Source organism: Enterobacter quasiroggenkampii (assembly GCF_043972695.1).
Taxonomy (GTDB): Bacteria; Pseudomonadota; Gammaproteobacteria; order Enterobacterales; family Enterobacteriaceae; genus Enterobacter; species Enterobacter quasiroggenkampii.
The window spans coordinates 2,437,830-2,455,409 of record NZ_CP143745.1 but is presented as its reverse complement, the minus strand read 5'-3'; the positions used below and the strand labels follow the sequence as shown (position 1 = coordinate 2,455,409).

Below are 17,580 nucleotides of genomic sequence, written 5' to 3'. Positions count from 1 at the left end.
ATTGTTCAACTTTGTGCGTTACGCCAGACGAATTTCGGAAAATTCTAATAAAACAACGATAAGCTGCTAAATCGGCGCAAAATAGCGCACTCGAAACTGTGATCCTTGTCGTTTCTCGCCCAAAGGGTTAGTTTTAACAGTTAACACATTCTGTTTATGGAGAGCGTGATGACTCTGCAACAAGAGATTATCCAGGCGCTGGGCGCGAAGCCTGCGGTAGATGCACATGAAGAGATCCGCCGCAGCGTGGATTTTTTAAAAGCGTATTTAAAGAAGAACTCTTTCCTGAAATCTCTGGTGCTGGGCATCAGCGGCGGCCAGGATTCAACGCTGACCGGCAAGCTCTGCCAGATGGCAATTTCAGAGCTTCGCGAAGAGACGGGCGATGAGACGCTGCAGTTTATCGCTGTGCGCCTTCCTTACGGCGTACAGGCAGACGAGCAGGATTGCCAGGATGCCATCGCCTTCATTCAGCCTGACCGCGTGCTGACCGTGAATATTAAAGGCTCGGTGCTGGCAAGCGAGCAGGCGTTACGCGAAGCGGGCATTGAGCTGAGCGATTTCGTTCGCGGCAATGAAAAGGCACGCGAGCGCATGAAAGCGCAGTACAGCATCGCCGGGATGACCAAAGGCGTCGTGGTCGGTACCGACCATGCGGCCGAAGCGATCACCGGCTTCTTCACCAAATATGGCGACGGCGGCACCGACATTAACCCAATCTTCCGCCTGAACAAGCGTCAGGGCAAGCAGCTGCTTGCCGCGCTGGGCTGCCCTGAGCATCTGTATAAGAAAGCGCCGACAGCCGATCTGGAGGATGATCGCCCTTCCCTGCCGGATGAAGCGGCCCTTGGCGTCACCTACGACAACATTGATGATTATCTGGAAGGCAAAAAGCTGGATGAAGGCACTGCGAAGATCATCGAAGGCTGGTATCTGAAAACCGAGCACAAGCGTCGCCCACCGATTACGGTGTTTGACGACTTCTGGAAATAAAGGCAAAACGGTAACCCAGGTTACCGTTTTTTGTGTTTGCGCCCTCTCCCGTGGGAGAGGGTTGGGGTGAGGGCATCAGGCCGCACGTCCTGGCCGGGTAAGGCGTCGCCGCCACCCGGCTCTTTTTTAACCACCACACTCCTGCTACACTGTATACCTGAACAGTATATGGAGCAGTATGTGAGCAGGCGTCAATCCGCCCCGCGTCTTGAGTTTGAAGCGGCGGCTATCTACGAATATCCCGAGCACCTTCGCCCCTGGCTTGAAGCATTGCCTAAACAGCCGGGCGTGTACATCTTTCACGGCGAAAGCGACACCCTGCCGCTCTACATCGGCAAGAGCGTTAACATTCGCAGTCGGGTATTATCCCATCTGCGTACGCCGGACGAGGCCGCCATGCTGCGCCAGTCGCGACGCATTACCTGGTTCCAGACGGCGGGAGAAATGGGCGCGCTGTTGCTGGAGGCGCGGTTGATAAAAGAACAACAGCCGCTGTTCAACAAGCGCCTGCGCCGCAACCGTCAGCTCTGCTCCCTGCAGATCAACGAAGGCAAGCCACAGGTCGTCTACGCGCGCGACGTCGATTTTTCTCATGCCCCGAATCTCTACGGACTGTTCGCCAATAAACGTGCCGCACTTCAGGCGCTGCAGACGCTGGCGGACGAGCTCCAGCTTTGCTACAGCCTTTTGGGCCTGGAGGCGACCACGCGCGGACGCGCCTGTTTTCGATCCGCGCTGAAGCGCTGTGCCGGTGCCTGCTGTGGGAAAGAGAGCGTTGAGGCGCACCACGCACGGCTCCTCTCCGGTCTGGGGGCCATCAGCGTGAAGTGCTGGCCCTGGGAAAGCGCCGTTGCGCTCAAAGAAGTGGGTGACGCGATGACCCAGTACCACATCGTCAATAACTGGCTCTGGCTGGGCGCTGTCGACGATATCAGCGACGCGGCAACCCTGCTGCGCACGCCCGCCGGATTTGACCACGATGGCTACAAAATTCTCTGTAAACCTGTGCTGTCCGGTAAGTTTGAGATCATTGAACTCAATGGCCTGGCAGCCACGTGATTTCGCTGAACAATAAGGTACCCTGAGCCTCCAGCAGACGCAGCGTATGGGTACCCTCCTCCCAGCTGGCGCCCTGATCGGCCGTCAGCAATTTATCACCCAGCTGCCACGCCCCGCTTAACACAAACACCACGCCCCCGCGTGTGCCAAAGGTGGTAAAGGTACGGTCAGCCACGCGCACCTTCGCCCGGCAACAGTCGCGACGGGTCATGATGTTGAAGTCCATCGCCATCCGCCCATCGGACAGCAGCGCTTTCACCGGCAGGTCGCCGGCAAAGCTATAGGGCTGATGGTGCTTCAGGGTATGGAAGAACGCCTGACCGGCATCCAGCGTCACCTCCCCGCCTTCCAGCAAGGTAATCACCCGATCGACGCCGGGAAAAGAGGAGAATTCGCCGTTGCTGGCGATAGTCGCGATACTGGCACGCCAGTGAAAATCACGCGTCGCGGGAGGGAAACAACAAATCTCACGCGTTTCACCCGCACCATTGCGCCACAGGCTGACCGGCATTTTACGGATATCAAAGAACTCCATCACCACTCCTGAATGGCACAACCCGTGCCAGGGCAAGGATATTGCTATCGTTGCTGTCTTGTTTGTTATCGTTAGGTATTCACAGACACAGTATCGGCAGCAGAGCGGGCAGGCCTTAGCGGAACGTTAATAAAAATGCTAACGCCATGACTCTACAAACATTCTCTGATGCGACTACAGGAGCATACCGCGCTGGCGGCGGCAGACAAGAGGGCAGGAAAGAAAAACCGCCGGTCCTGTCCACAGCGTTTGCGCTTTTGTGGACAGGATCCCGGCGGTCTTAAGAGAGTGAACCGATTATTCGGTTGGTGCTGGCATTTTACCTTCCATCGCCGGACGTTCTGTCAGACGCTTCTCAAAATTCGCATTAAATTGTTTTTTCTGTTCCGGGGTCAGAATGTTGTAGATCTTATTCTGGGTTTCCAGGTGAGCCAGCATGCGGGCTTTGTGCTGCTCGGCCATTTTGTCGATCTGCGCTTCGGCTTTTGCCTTGTCGAAGCTGTCGCTGGCGATGATGTCATGCATTGCACGACGCTCTTCCAGCGGCGGACGTTTCATCTGGTCGCGTTCGCTTTTCCGGATATCGCGGATCTGCTGTTTCTGCGCATCCGTCAGGTTGAGATCCTTAAACATCATCATCTCGTTGTGCATACCCGGGCCTTTATGATGCATCATCATTTTGCCTTCAGCAGGCGCGGCAGCGGTTGTGGTCGCAGTATCTGCGGCGAACGCCATGCTGGTAGCGCCCAGAGCCAGGGTAGAAGCAACAAACAGTGCAGTAAACTTACGCATAATTTATTTCCTTTCTTTCAGTTATTCTTCGGCGCTATGCCGTGTTGACGAGATTAACTTTACGGGGTTTATCGTCAATTAGTCAGAGCAACGGTAAAACAATGAAAGTGTAAAAAACAAATTTTCGCCAAATGTGGAGGAAATAAGGAAAAAGCGTGGAGAGTTGCAACAAAAAATATTCAATGCGATGATTTTAAAGCGATTTAAAAAAAGTATAACGGAGTGAAGGTGAATAATAAAGCAATTCACCAGGAATATTCTGCAAAACACGGACAGGCGCTTTAATTGCTTAGAAAGGGTATTTTACTTCCCCTCCCGGATGAAGAGAGGGGAAAGGTTCAGGATATTTTTTCCAGCATCAGTCCGGCACGCAGGCCAAACGCCACGGTGGGATTAGGAAATAAAACATACTCGGTGGTTTTCTGCACCTCATAACGCTCCTCGCCATCCTCGGCCAGCAGCGCCCCTTTGCGGAACGGCGTGAAGTTCAGGGTATGCGCGGCCATATGGAGCAGGAAGGCATCGCTGCGGCGCGTGATCTGCTGGACGACCCGGTACCGCTCGACGGGCTGATGCGTAGGCTCGGGAGCCTTTCCTCCCAGCAGCGCCCGCAGGGCGAGATGCGTGGGTGCAAAGCGAGAGAGATCGTTTTGCCCAAACGGCAGCGCTTTCCCCAGCTCCAGCGTACAGGACAACGCACCAAAGTGCTCACAGGTGAAGTGCGTAAAGGTTCCGCCCGGCGACTGGTGAAACACCAGCGCCTCCAGCCCGGCGTCTCCCAGCCAGCTCAGAAAATCTTCCTCCCACGGCTGATTGCGTTGCGGCAGCACGCCGAAGCGAACATGGTAGGACGCGCGGATGGCCGTATGCAGATCCAGATGCCAGCGCGCCGGTCCCGCAGCGGCAAAAAACGCGGTCACGACGTTCTCCAGCCACGCTGCCCGCGCCGTTTCGTCACTCTGCGGAAACTGCGACCAGCGCCCGCCGAACATGCGGTTAATGTCGCTCACCAGATACCGTTTGTTTTCCGCCAGCGCAGGCGGATTGCCGAGCACCACCAGCATGCGGCACGTCAGGGCAATCTCATTGCGATACAGCGCGCGCAGCAGCAGATCGACAATCTCAACCGGTGCCGTTTCATTCCCGTGAATGCCCGTTGAAAGCAGCAGCGACAGATCGCTTTTTGCTGTCGGCGTCAGCTCAAGCACCCCGCGCCCCAGCCACCGCCAGCGAAATGAGGGACCGTCCCCCTCTTTCTGTTCCGGCGTTTCATCGGCCAGGGTCAGCGCCAGTAAATTTTCCATATCCACTCCTTTAGCGCTGGAACGGATAAACCGATCCCAGTTGCAGGATTGTCGATAACGCGTCCAGCGCCTCGCGTCCTTCACGCAGAAGCTGCGGGTCAACCAGATCGGCCTGCGTTAGCCGGTCGCGATAGTAGCGATCGACCCAGTCATTCAGGCGCGTAAAGAGCGTATCGTTCATCATGACCGCCGGATTAACCGCCTGCATTTCGTCCTGAGTCAAGACCACGCGCAGACGTAAACAGGCTGGACCACCGCCGTTGGCCATACTTTCGCGCAGGTCAAATACGCGCAGTTCGTCAATCGGGTTATCGGCCTTCACCAGTTCGGTCAGGTAGCGCCATACGCCCTGATGATCCCGGGACTCCTGCGGCAGAACCAGCATCATGCTGCCGTCATCGCGGCTCAGCAGCTGGCTATTGAACAGATACGTTTCGACCGCGTCCTGCACGCTTACCGCCGCCGTTGGCACCTGAATGGGCGTAAAGCCGCGTACGCGCTCATGCAGCGTGGCGAGCAGCTTTTCCTGATGGGCAAACGCCTGCTCGTGGCAGAACAGCACCTGGCGGTTGGAAACGGCAATCACGTCGTTGTGGAACACGCCCTGGTCGATCACATGCGGGTTCTGCTGGGCGAAAATCACCTGGGAAGGATTGACCTGGTTCAGGCGGGCAACGGCCTGGCTGGCCGCCAGCGTCTGACGCGCAGGATAACGGGTTGGCGCAGCGTGGCCCCCCTCTTCGCGTCCGTAGATAAACAGCTGCAGGCCCGGCTCGCCATAATCGCCCCCCAGGCGGTTATGATTGGCCGCGCCTTCGTCGCCAAACATCGCCACCTGCGGCAGGGCCTGATGCACCGCGAAATGGGCGTCCTGGTTGAAAATAGCGCGCAGCACGCGCTCGGTGGTTTCCGCTTCGGTGGCGCGGTGAAACTTGTTATTCAGGTTCGCCACCGTCAGGTGGACTTTGCCATCCAGCGTATCGGCGGACGGCGCGACAGTTGCCGCGTTGGCGACCCACATCGAAGAGGCCGAGCTTGCCGCCGAGAGCAGGTGCGGCGTCTGCGTACCCGCTTTTTCGACCACCTGCTCATCGGTGCCGCTAAAGCCGAGCTGACGCAGCACCGCCACGTTCGGACGCTCCTGCGGCGGGATCACCGCCTGCGGGAAACCGGCATCCGCCAGCGCTTTCATCTTCAGCAGCCCCTGCTTCGCCGCCAGCTTCGGATTGGAGACCTGAAAACGGTGCTTCGTCGAGGCTTCATTACCAAAAGAGAGACCGGCATAGTGGTGGGTCAGCCCCACCAGCCCGTCAAAGTTGACTTCACGCGCTTTCATGACGATCCCCTCCGGTAAAGTCCAGCCCCGGATTAAGCGTCTCCGGCAGCGTCAGCGCCGGGGTTTCCAGGCTCGCCATCGGCCAGGCACAGTAATCGGCGGCATACCACGCGCTGGCGCGATGGTTGCCCGATGCGCCCACGCCGCCAAACGGCGCGGTGCTCGCGGCCCCGGTCAGCGGTTTATTCCAGTTCACAATCCCGGCGCGCGCTTCCAGCAGCAGCCGATCAAACTTCTCGCGATGCGGCGAAATCAGACCGCTAGACAGGCCGTAGCGGGTGTTATTCGCCATCGCAATCGCCGCATCAAAATCGTCGTAGCGCCAGACGCACAGCAGCGGGCCAAAGACCTCTTCATCCGGCACGTTGCTCGCGCCGCTCATCTCAACGATGCCCGGCGTCAGGAGCGAGGCACCCGGCTGAACCTGTTTCGGTTCGAGCAGGGTTTTCGCGCCGCGCGCGACGTGGTCCTGCCAGGCCTTCAGCACGTTCAGCGCGGCCTGCTCGGAAATCAGCCCGCCGATAAACGGCTGCGGATCGGCATCCCACGCGGCTGGCACCAGACGCGCGCTCACCTCAACCAGACGTTTGAGGAACGCATCCCCCTGCGCGCCCCGTTTCACCAGCAGGCGGCGGGCGCAGGTGCAGCGCTGTCCGGCGGTAATAAAGGCGGACTGAATCGTCAGGTGCACCGCGGCGTCGATATCGTCAGGGTCTTCCACAATCAGCGGGTTGTTGCCGCCCATCTCGAGAGCAAGGATTTTTTCCGGCTGCCCCGCCAGCTGGCGATGCAGCTGATAGCCCGTCCCGGCGCTGCCGGTAAACAGCAGGCCGTCGATATCGCTTAGCGCGCTCAGCGCCTGGCCGGTTTCGCGTCCGCCCTGCACCAGATTCAGCACGCCCGGCGGCAGGCCAGCCTGTTCCCACAGCTTAACCACCGCCTCGCCGGTTAATGGGGTGAGCTCGCTCGGCTTGAAAATCACGGTATTGCCCGCCAGCAGCGCGGGCACAATGTGGCCATTCGGCAGATGCCCCGGGAAGTTGTACGGACCAAACACCGCCAGCACGCCGTGCGGACGGTGGCGCAGCGTGGCCGCGCCGTCCGGCATCTCGGTGTGCTGTTCGCCGGTACGGGTGTGGTAAGCCTTCACCGAAATGGCGATTTTGTTGATCATTGCCGTCACTTCGGTTGCCGCTTCCCAGCGCGGTTTACTGGTTTCTGACGCGATGATGCGCGTCAACTCGGCCTTGTTTGCCTCCAGCAGCCCGGCAAACTTTTCAACAATTTCCTGGCGCACCGCGAAAGGCTGTTTTGCCCACGCCGGAAACGCGCGGCGAGCGGCATGGCAGGCTTTTTCCACCTGCGCAGCGCTGGCGTCATTCCCCTTCCAGAGCGCCTCTTTTCCTACCGGATTGGTCTTTACGCGCTGTTCGCCTTCGCCCGTGACCCAGTCACCGTTAATCCATAATGTCATGCTGTTTTCTCCTCAGGGCAGAGACGCACCAGGCGAACCTTATCGCCGGCGTTACATTTCAGGGCATCCAGTTCTGCAGCCGTCAGCACCAGACGTTCACATTTCGGGTTGGTCCGCACCAGCATGGCGCGGAAGTTGGCATAATTTTCGTTCGCCACCAGGCACGCCGGCCAGTCGCCCGGCGCGGGCTGGCCTTCAGAGACCTCAACCAGCCGGCTCTTACGGATCGCGCGCACGCGGTCGATATCGCACTCAAGCGTAGGCCCTCCGTCAAAGATGTCGACATAGTTGCGGTAGCGGAAGCCTTCTTTCTCCAGCACCGCGCGGGCGGGTGCAGTTTGCGGATGCACTTCGCCGATCACCGCCTGCGCTTCCGGGCTGAGGAAATGGGTATAGATAGGATGCTTCGGCATCAGTTCGGCAATAAAGGCCTTCTGACCGGTGCCGCAAAGATAGTCTGCCCGGCTGAACTCCATCGAGAAGAAACGCTCTCCCAGGCTCTCCCAGAACGGTGAGTAGCCGGTGTCGTCGATCACGCCGCGCATCTCCGCAACCACTTTTTCGTTAAAGCGATCGCGGAAGGCGGCCATAAACATAAAGCGCGATTTGGAGAGCAGATAGCCGTTGCCCTCTTTGCGCCACGCCGGATCGAGAAACAGCGTGCAAAGCTCGCTGGCGCCCGTGTGGTCATTGCAGAGAAACAGCGTGGGCAGCGCGTTATAGACGTTCAGCTCTTTCGAGGCGTGAACCATGGTACCCACGCGGTAGTTGTACCACGGGTCGTTCAGCCCGACGGCCACTTCAATGGCGCAGATCCCGGCCACGGTTCCCGTGTCGGTGTCTTCCAGCACGAACACATACCCCTGTTCGCTTTTTGGCAACGTCCCCTGCCAGGTTTGCAGGGCGCGCTCAATGCGCGCCGACAGCGTTTTTTCATCAGCAGGAAGCGAGGTCAGCCCGCCTCCCGTCTTACCGGCAAGCTGCATGAGCCCGGCGAGATCGCCGCGCTCAACGGGACGGATGACCATCATGATGACACCCCGGATTTCACTTTTTCACACGCCAGCGCAAAGCGGTCCAAACCGGTTTGCACCTCTTCCTCGCTGACAATCAGCGCGGGAGCAAAACGCACGACGTTAGCACCGGCAATCAGCACCATCACGCCCACTTTTGCCGCTTCCTGTGAAATAAGTTTAGCTTTTCCGGCAAACTCAGCGGTGAGCTCACAGCCAATTAACAGCCCCAGGCCGCGAATTTCTTTAAACAGGCCAACCTTGCTGTTGATGGCATTCAGGCGCTCAACAAACCAGTCGTGGCGCTGCTTAACGCCCTTCAGCACCTCAGGGGTGTTAATGATGTCGAGCACCTGTCCGGCGACGGCGGTGGCCAGCGGGTTGCCGCCGTAGGTGGTGCCGTGGGTGCCGACGGTCATCACGCTGGCGAATTTATCAGTGGTCAGCGTCGCGCCAATCGGGAAGCCGCCGCCCAGCGCTTTGGCGGTCGACAGCACGTCCGGCGTCACGCCGTAGTGCATATAGGCATACAGCTCGCCGGTGCGGCCCACGCCGGTCTGCACTTCGTCGAAAATCAGCACCGCGTTGTGACGATCGCACAGCTCGCGCAGCCCCTGCAGGAATTCCTTTTTCGCCGGAAGCACGCCACCCTCACCCTGCATCGGCTCGACGATCACCGCACAGGTGGTGTCGTTAATCAGCTCGCTGGCAGACTGCAAATCGTTATAAATACCGTGACGGATATCCGGCGGCAGCGGTGCGAAATCCTGCGAGTAGGAGGGCTGCCCGCCTGCGCTGACGGTAAAGAGCGTGCGTCCGTGGAAGGCATTTTTGAACGCCACGATACCGCTCTTGTGGGTTCCAAATTTATCGTGCGCATATTTGCGCGCCAGCTTCAGCGCCGCCTCGTTGGCTTCCGCCCCCGAGTTACAGAAAAAGACCTTCTCCGCAAACGTCGCGTCGATCAGTTTTTTGGCCAGGCGCAGCGCGGGCTCGTTGGTGAAGCCGTTGCCGGTATGCCAGAACTTCGCCGCCTGATCGTTCAGCGCCTGACGCAGCGCCGGGTGCGCATGACCCAGCGCGTTCACCGCAATCCCACCTGCAAAGTCGATATACTCTTTACCCTGCTGATCCCACAGGCGCGAGCCTTCCCCACGAACCGGAATAAAAGCCGCCGGAGCGTAAACCGGCATCATCCATTCATCGAAATTTTCACGCGTAATTGACAGAGACATAGCGACCTCATCCGGTAAATAAAAGGTTATTTGAATGTTAAATAATTGAGTGTTTGCACTGTGAATGTAGATTGCAGCCTTCGTGCCAGCCAGCGATAAAAATGCATAAACGGGTTGATGTAACAGAATATCAATGAGTTACAATATGGAGTTATTCACTATTAATGCATAAAAAGTGAATATTTTTACGACAAGCGGCGCTTTGCCGCATGAAAATCAGAAAGAGTATGCACAGGCCAAATATAATTCTGGAATTGTGATCGCTCGCGAAATTTATCGGCCATTTACGCCCTGTTTGGGGGCGAAGCGCGTCAGAATGGTGCAAATATTGCACCACCGGCATTATCTGTTGCAGTTATTGGTCGAAGCCGGTAACAGTTGACGCAAATTCTGCTACCATCCTTGCACTATTCACCTTGCACTGGCAGCGACTATGAAATTTGTCTCTTTTAATATCAACGGCCTGCGTGCCCGCCCTCATCAGCTTGAAGCTATCGTTGAGCAACATCAGCCAGATGTGATCGGCCTGCAGGAGACAAAGGTTCACGACGACATGTTCCCCCTCGAAGAGGTGGCGAAACTCGGCTACAACGTCTTTTATCACGGCCAGAAAGGTCACTATGGCGTCGCGCTGCTCACCAAAGCGCCGCCGGTTTCCGTGCGTCGCGGCTTCCCGGGCGACGGTGAAGAAGCGCAGCGTCGTATTATCATGGCGGAAGTCCCTTCTGCGATCGGTAATATCACGGTCATCAACGGCTATTTCCCGCAGGGTGAGAGCCGTGACCATGAAACCAAATTCCCGGCGAAAGCGAAGTTTTATCAGGATCTGCAGGACTACCTGACCACCGAACTCAAAAAAGAGAATCCGGTGCTGATCATGGGCGACATGAATATCAGCCCGACGGATCTCGATATCGGTATTGGCGAAGAGAACCGCAAACGCTGGCTGCGCACCGGCAAATGCTCCTTCCTGCCGGAAGAGCGTGAGTGGATGGAGCGCCTGCTGGGCTGGGGCCTGGTGGATACCTTCCGCAATGCCAACCCGGAAACGCAGGATCGCTTCTCCTGGTTTGACTATCGCTCTAAAGGCTTTGACGACAACCGCGGCCTGCGTATCGATCTTCTGCTCGCCAGTACACCGCTGGCCGAGCGCTGCATCGAAACCGGGATCGACTACGACATCCGCAGCATGGAAAAACCGTCTGACCACGCGCCAGTGTGGGCTAAATTCAAGCTGTAATGACGCGTGAACATTCCAAAAACACTCTTCCTGTGCGCCCTTCTGGGCGCATTTATGTTGACGTTTGTCATGCTTCCCCCGGGAATCCTCTCCCTGGAAGGGATTAAAACGCACCAGCAGGCATTACTCTCCTATGTCGACCACGCGCCGCTGCGCAGCGCGCTGATCTTCTTTGCGGTCTATGTGGCGGTCTCCGCCCTCTCGATCCCCGGCGCGGCGATCCTGACCCTGCTGGGCGGGACGTTGTTTAGCCTGTGGGAAGGCACCGTGCTGGTCTCCTTTGCCTCCACGCTTGGGGCCACGCTGGCGATGCTCGCCAGCCGCTATCTTTTGCGCGACTGGGTGCAACGGCGGTTTGCCCGACAGATGGGTACGGTGAATACCGGCATGGCACGCGACGGCGCGAACTTTCTTTTTGCCCTGCGCCTGATGCCGCTGTTCCCGTTTTTTCTGGTGAATTTGCTGATGGGGCTAACCCGGATTGGGGTATTTCGCTACTGGTGGGTGAGCCAGGTCGCCATGCTGCCCGCCACGATTATCTTTCTGAACGCCGGGCGCGAGCTGGGAAAAGTGACCTCGCTGCGCGATATTTTGTCGCCGGGCATGGTATTCGCCTTTACACTACTGGGGTTATTACCGCTGGTCACCCGCCAGCTGTTTTCCCGTTTTCTCCCGTCTGCTAAAAAGTGAGGCATTATGCGCCGTGTGCGTTTTTGCACGTTTCTGACCGGTCTGCTGCTGGCAGCCCCCCTATTTGCCGCCGACGGCTGGCAGGCCATTCAGCAACAGGCTAAAGGCCAGACCGTCTGGTTTAACGCCTGGGGCGGCGATCCGGCGGTCAACCGCTATCTGGAGTGGGTCAGCGGTGAGATGCAAACGCACTATGCCATTACCCTTAAAATTGTCCCGCTGGCGGATGCCGCCGACGCGGTAAAACGTATTCAGACCGAAGCCGCCGCGGGGCGTAAGACCAACGGCTCCGTCGACCTGCTGTGGGTTAACGGCGAGAACTTCCGCACGCTGAAAGAGGCAAACCTGCTGCAGACCGGATGGGCGCAGACGTTACCCAACTGGCGCTATGTCGATACCCGCAAACCGGTTACGGAGGATTTTGCGATTCCCACAGACGGCGCGGAATCGCCGTGGGGCAGCGCGCAGCTGACCTTTATCGCCCGCAAGGCCAGCATGCCGACGCCGCCTGTGGATCCTCAGGCGCTGCTGGCTTACGCGCAGCAGCATCCGGGCAAGATCAGCTATCCTCGCCCGCCAGATTTTACCGGCACGGCATTTCTTGAGCAGTTGCTGCTGACGCTGACCGCTCACCCGGACGCGCTGCAAAAGGCCCCCGATAGCACCTTTGCCGAGGTGACGGCGCCGCTCTGGGATTATCTGGACAAACTCCACCCGCTGCTGTGGCGCGAAGGGAAAGATTTCCCCCCTTCTCCTGCACGAATGGATGCCCTGCTTGCCAGCGGCAGCCTTAACCTGTCCCTGACCTTTAACCCCGCACATGCGCAGCAAAAAGTGGCGAGCGGCGAACTGCCCGCCGACAGCTACAGCTTTGGTTTCCACGGCGGAACGATTGGCAACGTCCATTTTGTGGCGATTCCGGCCAATGCCAGCGCCAGCGCAGGGGCGAAAGTGGTCGCCAATTTCCTGCTTTCACCGCAGGCGCAGATCCGCAAAGCTGACCCGGTCATCTGGGGCGATCCGAGCGTGCTGGATGCCACAACGCTGCCTGAAGATGAAGCCAGACAGCTGCTGGCCCACACGCCGCAGGGGCTGCCGAAGGTGCTTGCAGAGCCCCAGTCCGCCTGGGTAAATGCGCTGGAGCAGGAATGGCTGCGTCGTTACGGCACCCGCTGAGCAGGCTTGTCTGGCTGGCGATGGCGGTGATTTATCTGCCGCTCCTGCCCGCCGGCGCCATGCTGCTTGCCCCGGCGTTTTCGGTGACAAACTGGCAGCGGCTGCTGAACGATCCGCAGTTGCCTCAGGCAACCATTGCCACGCTGGTCTCAACGCTCATCGCCACGCTGGGGGCGTTGCTGATTGCCCTTCTCCTCGTCAGCCTTGTCTGGCCCGGGAAACGCTGGCGACGTCTCACAACCCGCCTGCCGTGGCTGCTGGCGATCCCCCATGTGGCGTTCGCCACCGGCGCATTACTGCTGTTTGCCGAGGGCGGTCTGTTTTATCAGGTCTGCACCGTCTGTTCCCCACCGTTTGACCGCTACGGCGCCGGGCTGGGGCTGACGCTCGCGGTCAAAGAGAGCGCGTTTGTCCTGTGGGCCATTTATGCCGTGCTGCCGGAAAAACGGCTCGCGCAGCAGAAAATCGTCCTGCAGACGTTCGGCTACGGGCGTTTTCAGACGCTCAGCTGGCTGATCCTTCCGGCTATCGCCCCTGTCCTCGGGGCAGTAATGCTGGCGGTGCTGGCGTGGTCGCTGTCGGTCGTCGATGTGGCGATCGTTCTCGGGCCGGGCAACCCGCCTACCCTGGCCGTGCTGGCCTGGCAGTGGCTGAGCCAGGGCGACGCGCAACAGCAGGCAAAAGGGACGCTGCTGTGCCTGATTCTCCTTCTGCTGCTGGCCGCGCTTGCCGCTCTGGGATACGGTATCTGGAAGGCATGGGTTCGCACGCTTGCGAACTTCTCCGGAACGCGTCCCCGGTCTCAACTCGCCCTGCCTGAGCGAGCACTGAGCGGGTTCCTGCCCACCTGCGGCGTGCTGTGCGCCGCGGTGCTGCTGATGCTGGCGCAACGGGAAGACGTTGGCCCGGTGGGAACCAGCGTGTCATTCGGTCTGCTTTCAGCCCTGATTGCCCTGGTCGTCGGCTTACTCTGGCTGGAATGGGGTCCGCAGCGCGGCGCGCTGTGGGTATGGTTACCGCTCGCCCTTCCGGCCCTCCCGCTCGTCACCGGCCAGTATGCGATTGCGTTGCACTTGGGCATCGACGGGCACTACGCCGCCGTGCTCTGGAGCCACCTCCTGTGGGTCTTGCCGTGGACGCTGCTGGTGCTGCAACCCGCCTGGCGCCGGATCGATCCCCGTCTGCTCCTCACCGCCAGAACCCTCGGCTGGCGACGGGCCAAAGTCTTCTGCCTGGTGAAATGCCCCCTGCTGGTGCGCCCTGCGCTACTGGCCTTTGCCACCGGCTTTTCCGTCAGCATGGCGCAATACATGCCGACGCTGTGGCTGGGCGCGGGGCGTTTCGCCACGCTGACCACCGAAACCGTGGCGCTGAGCAGCGGGGGCAGCATCCCGATTCTTGCTAACCGGGCGCTGGGATTACTGCTGGTCACGGGCACGGTGTTTGGTCTTGCCGCCCTGCTATCCCGGCTCGTGGGCCGCTACCGACAAGGGTTACGTTAATGCTGAAGGTAAAAGATCTTACCATCGAACCGCTTTTCCGCGAGGTTAGTTTTTGCGTGCCCCGGGGGGAGATCGTCACCCTGATGGGGCCGTCCGGCAGCGGCAAATCGACCCTTTTTGCCTGGATGATCGGCGCGCTGTCAGACGATTTCCAGGCGCGGGGCGAACTGTGGCTCGACGCGCGTCGCTGCGACGGTCTTCCCGTGGAGTCCCGCGGGCTGGGTATTCTCTTTCAGGACGCGCTGCTGTTCGACCAGTTCAGCGTCGGGCAAAATTTGCTGCTGGCGCTGCCTGAGCGGATCGCCGGCAGCGCGCGGCGGGAAGCGGTCGCGCAGGCGCTGGATTCCGCCGGGCTGAGCGACCATTACGCCAGCGATCCGGCCACCCTTTCCGGCGGGGAGCGCGCACGGGTCAGCCTGCTGCGGGCCCTGCTCGCGGAGCCGCAGGCGCTGCTGCTGGATGAACCGTTCAGCCGCCTCGATAAAGCGTTGCGGGCCTCATTTCGGGCATGGGTGTTTGACGCCGTCCGCGCGCGCAATATTCCGGTGGTGCTGGTCACGCACGATGAGGACGATATTCCACCCGGCGGCGAGCTGATTGAGATTTCTCGCTGGCAATAATGTGCTAACGCAATGTTTTCCGATTCGGGAGAGACGACAATGCCCCCCTCTTTTACTGACGTCAGGTTATTCGATGAAACGTGTTTCTCAACTGACCGCGCTGGCCCTGCTCTGCGGCCTCGCTTCTTTTTCCTCGCTGGCGGCTGATATGCCCAACGCCATCACGCTGTCTCAGCTTCAGGCACAGCACGGCACGCCTGTCGACACACGCGCCAGCGCCTTCTATAACGGCTGGCCGCAGACGCTCAGCGGCCCCTCCGGGCATGAACCCGCCGCACTCAACCTTGCTGCTGCCTGGCTTAGCGCCATGAGCGATGAGCAGATTGCGCTGTGGGCAAAACAGCATCAGCTTACCCCTGCGACGACCATCGCCCTGTATGGCGACGAGAACGATAACCAGGCGGTGAAAGCCCGCCTGGAGAAAGCCGGTTACCGCCACGTTTCGCTGCTCAGCGACGCACTGCAGACCCCAGACCGCCTTCAGCGCCTGCCCCACTTTGAACAGTTGGTTTACCCACAGTGGATCCACCGGCTCCAGCAGGGTAAACCCGTGACTGCCGCACCGGCGGGCGACTGGAAAGTGATCGAAGCCGCCTGGGGTGCACCGAAGTTTTACCTGCTGAACCACATTCCCGGTGCGGGCTATATCGACACCAACGAGGTGGAAAGCGAACCGTTGTGGAATAAAGTCTCCGACGACAAGCTGAAAGCGATGCTGGCGAAGCACGGGATCCGTCACGACACCACCGTCATCTTGTATGGCCGCGACGTCTACGCCGCCGCGCGCGTGGCGCAGATTATGCTGTATGCGGGCGTGAAGGATGTGCGTATTCTCGACGGCGGCTGGAAGGCGTGGTCAGATGCAGGCCTGCCGGTTGAGCGCGGCACGCCCGGTAAAGTAACGCCAGCCCCCGATTTTGGCGCGCCGATACCCGGTCAGCCGCAGCTGATGGTGGATATGGAACAGGCGCGTGGCATGCTGCACCGTCAGGATGCCTCCCTGGTCAGCATTCGCTCGTGGCCGGAGTTCATCGGCGAAACCAGCGGCTACAGCTACATCAAGCCAAAAGGTGAAATTGCCGGTGCCCGCTGGGGCCACGCGGGCAGCGATGCTACCCACATGGAGGATTTCCATAACCCGGATGGCACCATGCGCAGCGCAGACGACATCGCCGCCCAGTGGAAGCGCTGGAATATTCTGCCGGAACAGCACGTCGCGTTTTACTGCGGCACCGGCTGGCGGGCGTCCGAAACCTTTATGTACGCCCGGGCGATGGGCTGGAAGAATATCGCCGTCTATGACGGCGGCTGGTACGAATGGAGCAGTCACCCGCAGAACCCGGTGACGACCGGTGAGCGCGGGCCTGAAAGCGCGCTCTAAGGGTTAAGTGACTTCAGCGTCACGTAGCCGCTCCAGATGCGCGTTGTGGTGGTCAACCAGCACAGCGCGCCAAATACCCACGCGAAGAGCGTAAAGTGCGCCGGAAAGAGGCAGCACAGCACAAACAGCGCGAGGGTCTCCGTCCCTTCCGTTAACCCGCCGATGTAATAAAACGACTTGTGCGCATAGCCGGGGTTGTCGATGTCGTGCTTCGCGGCCAGCGCCGCAAACGCCAGAAAACTGCTGCCGGTCCCGATAAACGCAAACAACAGCCAGGCCGCGGCCAGCGCATTCTCAACGGGTGCTGCCAGCGCAAAGCCAAACGGCACCAGGGCGTAGAACAGAAAATCGAGCGCAATATCGAGAAATCCCCCCGCATCGGTCAGCCCTCTGCGGCGCGCCAGCGCCCCATCCAGACCGTCCAGCAGGCGGTTCAGCACGATGACGGCCAGCGCCGCCGGATACCAGCCAAGGGCCAGAAACGGCAGCGCCAGCACGCCGATGGCAAACCCGGTCAGGGTTAATCCGTCGGGCGTTATTCCCGGTCGGTCCAGCACGGAGACCAGACGATTCAGCGCCGGTTTTATCTGCGGATGAAGGTGGCGATCAAGCATGAGGCGTCTCGTTAAAGGTGGCGCACAGCCCCTGCGCCGGAATATCCAGCGCGGCATTAAAGCGGGCAGAGAGATTCTGAAAGGCAATGAGCGCCGTCATCTCGGTGATGGCGTCATCCGTAAAATGGCGCTTCAGCGCCGTTCTGATGGCCTCATCCGTCCGGGGCGGCGTGGCGGTCACCGCCTCGGCGTAGGCCAGCGCCGCGCGCTCCTGCTCCGTGAACAAGGCGGAACCCTGCCAGTCGCTCACGGCCTGCACCTTATCCAGCGCCCCGCAGCGCTCGGCCAGCCGCAGGCTGTTGGCATCAATACAGAAAGCGCAGTGGCAGAGCTGGGACACCCGCGTCATGAGCAGCGAACGAAGCACGGGCGTCAGGCGCGCGCGACGACGCTCCAGAAAACCGACGAACAGCGCCACCAGCCAGAACAGACGCGGCATGCGCCCCCACCAGCGCGTGGGATTCAGCACGGCGCCAAAATGCTTTTTCTGCATCACGGTAATGGGTTTAAGGCTGGCGGGAAGGGATTCGATAGGGGCAACCCAGGCGGTAGTCTCTTTCACCTGATTCTCCTGATAGCTGGACTCTGAGAAAGGGCACGATAATATGTCTTTTTT

17 protein-coding genes are annotated in these 17,580 nt (G+C 59.6%); 8 read left to right on the top strand and 9 right to left on the bottom strand.

What is annotated here, in order from left to right; genetic code table 11:
• Window positions 1–168 precede the first annotated feature (168 nt).
• Window positions 169–993 (top strand): ammonia-dependent NAD(+) synthetase, encoded by an 825-nt coding sequence (gene nadE / locus V1572_RS11715; RefSeq protein WP_032651538.1) that lies wholly within the window; start codon window positions 169–171, stop codon window positions 991–993.
• A 180-nt stretch (window positions 994–1,173) separates the two neighbouring features.
• Window positions 1,174–2,052, top strand: coding sequence for an excinuclease Cho (cho, locus tag V1572_RS11710; RefSeq protein WP_229225705.1), 879 nt, complete (start codon window positions 1,174–1,176; stop codon window positions 2,050–2,052).
• Here cho and ves read toward each other — a convergent pair.
• The 7 genes from ves to V1572_RS11675 all read right to left on the bottom strand — a co-directional run bounded on the left by ves (window position 2,030) and on the right by V1572_RS11675 (window position 9,741).
• Window positions 2,030–2,587, bottom strand: a complete 558-nt coding sequence (gene ves / locus V1572_RS11705; protein WP_021241069.1) for an environmental stress-induced protein Ves — start codon at window positions 2,585–2,587, stop codon at window positions 2,030–2,032. The genes cho and ves overlap by 23 nt on opposite strands.
• Before the next feature lie 297 nt (window positions 2,588–2,884).
• Window positions 2,885–3,379: an ATP-independent periplasmic protein-refolding chaperone Spy gene (gene spy, locus V1572_RS11700; RefSeq protein WP_008500682.1), complete on the bottom strand. Its 495-nt coding sequence runs from the start codon at window positions 3,377–3,379 to the stop codon at window positions 2,885–2,887.
• Between the two features lie 338 nt (window positions 3,380–3,717).
• Complete coding sequence (gene astE / locus V1572_RS11695; protein WP_069719422.1) at window positions 3,718–4,683, bottom strand: succinylglutamate desuccinylase; 966 nt, start codon at window positions 4,681–4,683, stop codon at window positions 3,718–3,720.
• 10 nt (window positions 4,684–4,693) lie between these two features.
• Window positions 4,694–6,019, bottom strand: a complete 1,326-nt coding sequence (gene astB / locus V1572_RS11690; protein WP_111966877.1) for an N-succinylarginine dihydrolase — start codon at window positions 6,017–6,019, stop codon at window positions 4,694–4,696.
• Window positions 6,006–7,493: a succinylglutamate-semialdehyde dehydrogenase gene (gene astD / locus V1572_RS11685; RefSeq protein WP_395299130.1), complete on the bottom strand. Its 1,488-nt coding sequence runs from the start codon at window positions 7,491–7,493 to the stop codon at window positions 6,006–6,008. The genes astB and astD overlap by 14 nt, the downstream gene beginning before the upstream one ends.
• A complete protein-coding gene (gene astA, locus V1572_RS11680) occupies window positions 7,490–8,524 on the bottom strand; it encodes an arginine N-succinyltransferase (RefSeq protein WP_008500686.1) in 1,035 nt (344 codons plus the stop codon). The genes astD and astA overlap by 4 nt, the downstream gene beginning before the upstream one ends.
• Entirely contained in the window at window positions 8,521–9,741 is a 1,221-nt protein-coding gene (locus V1572_RS11675) for an aspartate aminotransferase family protein (protein ID WP_032674580.1), read from the bottom strand. Before V1572_RS11675 ends, astA begins: the two co-directional genes overlap by 4 nt.
• A gap of 433 nt (window positions 9,742–10,174) precedes the next feature.
• Between V1572_RS11675 and xthA the strand changes: the two genes are divergently transcribed.
• The 6 genes from xthA (at window position 10,175) to V1572_RS11645 (ending at window position 16,350) form a co-directional block, all read left to right on the top strand.
• A complete protein-coding gene (gene xthA / locus V1572_RS11670; protein ID WP_032667291.1) occupies window positions 10,175–10,981 on the top strand; it encodes an exodeoxyribonuclease III in 807 nt (268 codons plus the stop codon).
• 6 nt (window positions 10,982–10,987) lie between these two features.
• A complete protein-coding gene (locus V1572_RS11665) occupies window positions 10,988–11,671 on the top strand; it encodes a TVP38/TMEM64 family protein (protein WP_395299129.1) in 684 nt (227 codons plus the stop codon).
• A 15-nt stretch (window positions 11,672–11,686) separates the two neighbouring features.
• The gene (locus V1572_RS11660; protein ID WP_395299987.1) at window positions 11,687–12,847 is read left to right on the top strand and encodes an ABC transporter substrate-binding protein; all 1,161 of its coding nucleotides are present in this window, start codon (window positions 11,687–11,689) and stop codon (window positions 12,845–12,847) included.
• Window positions 12,820–14,349 (top strand): thiamine ABC transporter permease, encoded by a 1,530-nt coding sequence (locus tag V1572_RS11655; protein ID WP_395299128.1) that lies wholly within the window; start codon window positions 12,820–12,822, stop codon window positions 14,347–14,349. Before V1572_RS11660 ends, V1572_RS11655 begins: the two co-directional genes overlap by 28 nt.
• Window positions 14,349–14,969 (top strand): ATP-binding cassette domain-containing protein, encoded by a 621-nt coding sequence (locus V1572_RS11650; RefSeq protein WP_395299127.1) that lies wholly within the window; start codon window positions 14,349–14,351, stop codon window positions 14,967–14,969. Before V1572_RS11655 ends, V1572_RS11650 begins: the two co-directional genes overlap by 1 nt.
• A 73-nt stretch (window positions 14,970–15,042) precedes the next feature.
• Complete coding sequence (locus tag V1572_RS11645) at window positions 15,043–16,350, top strand: sulfurtransferase (protein WP_248221159.1); 1,308 nt, start codon at window positions 15,043–15,045, stop codon at window positions 16,348–16,350.
• On the opposite strand, the gene V1572_RS11640 is transcribed toward V1572_RS11645, so the two are convergent.
• Both V1572_RS11640 and V1572_RS11635 read right to left on the bottom strand, forming a co-directional pair.
• Window positions 16,347–16,964, bottom strand: a complete 618-nt coding sequence (locus V1572_RS11640; protein WP_048027512.1) for a CDP-alcohol phosphatidyltransferase family protein — start codon at window positions 16,962–16,964, stop codon at window positions 16,347–16,349. The genes V1572_RS11645 and V1572_RS11640 overlap by 4 nt on opposite strands.
• On the bottom strand, window positions 16,957–17,526 hold the full coding sequence (locus V1572_RS11635; RefSeq protein WP_262805302.1) for a carboxymuconolactone decarboxylase family protein: 570 nt from the start codon (window positions 17,524–17,526) through the stop codon (window positions 16,957–16,959). Before V1572_RS11635 ends, V1572_RS11640 begins: the two co-directional genes overlap by 8 nt.
• Between the last annotated feature and the right edge of the window lie 54 nt (window positions 17,527–17,580).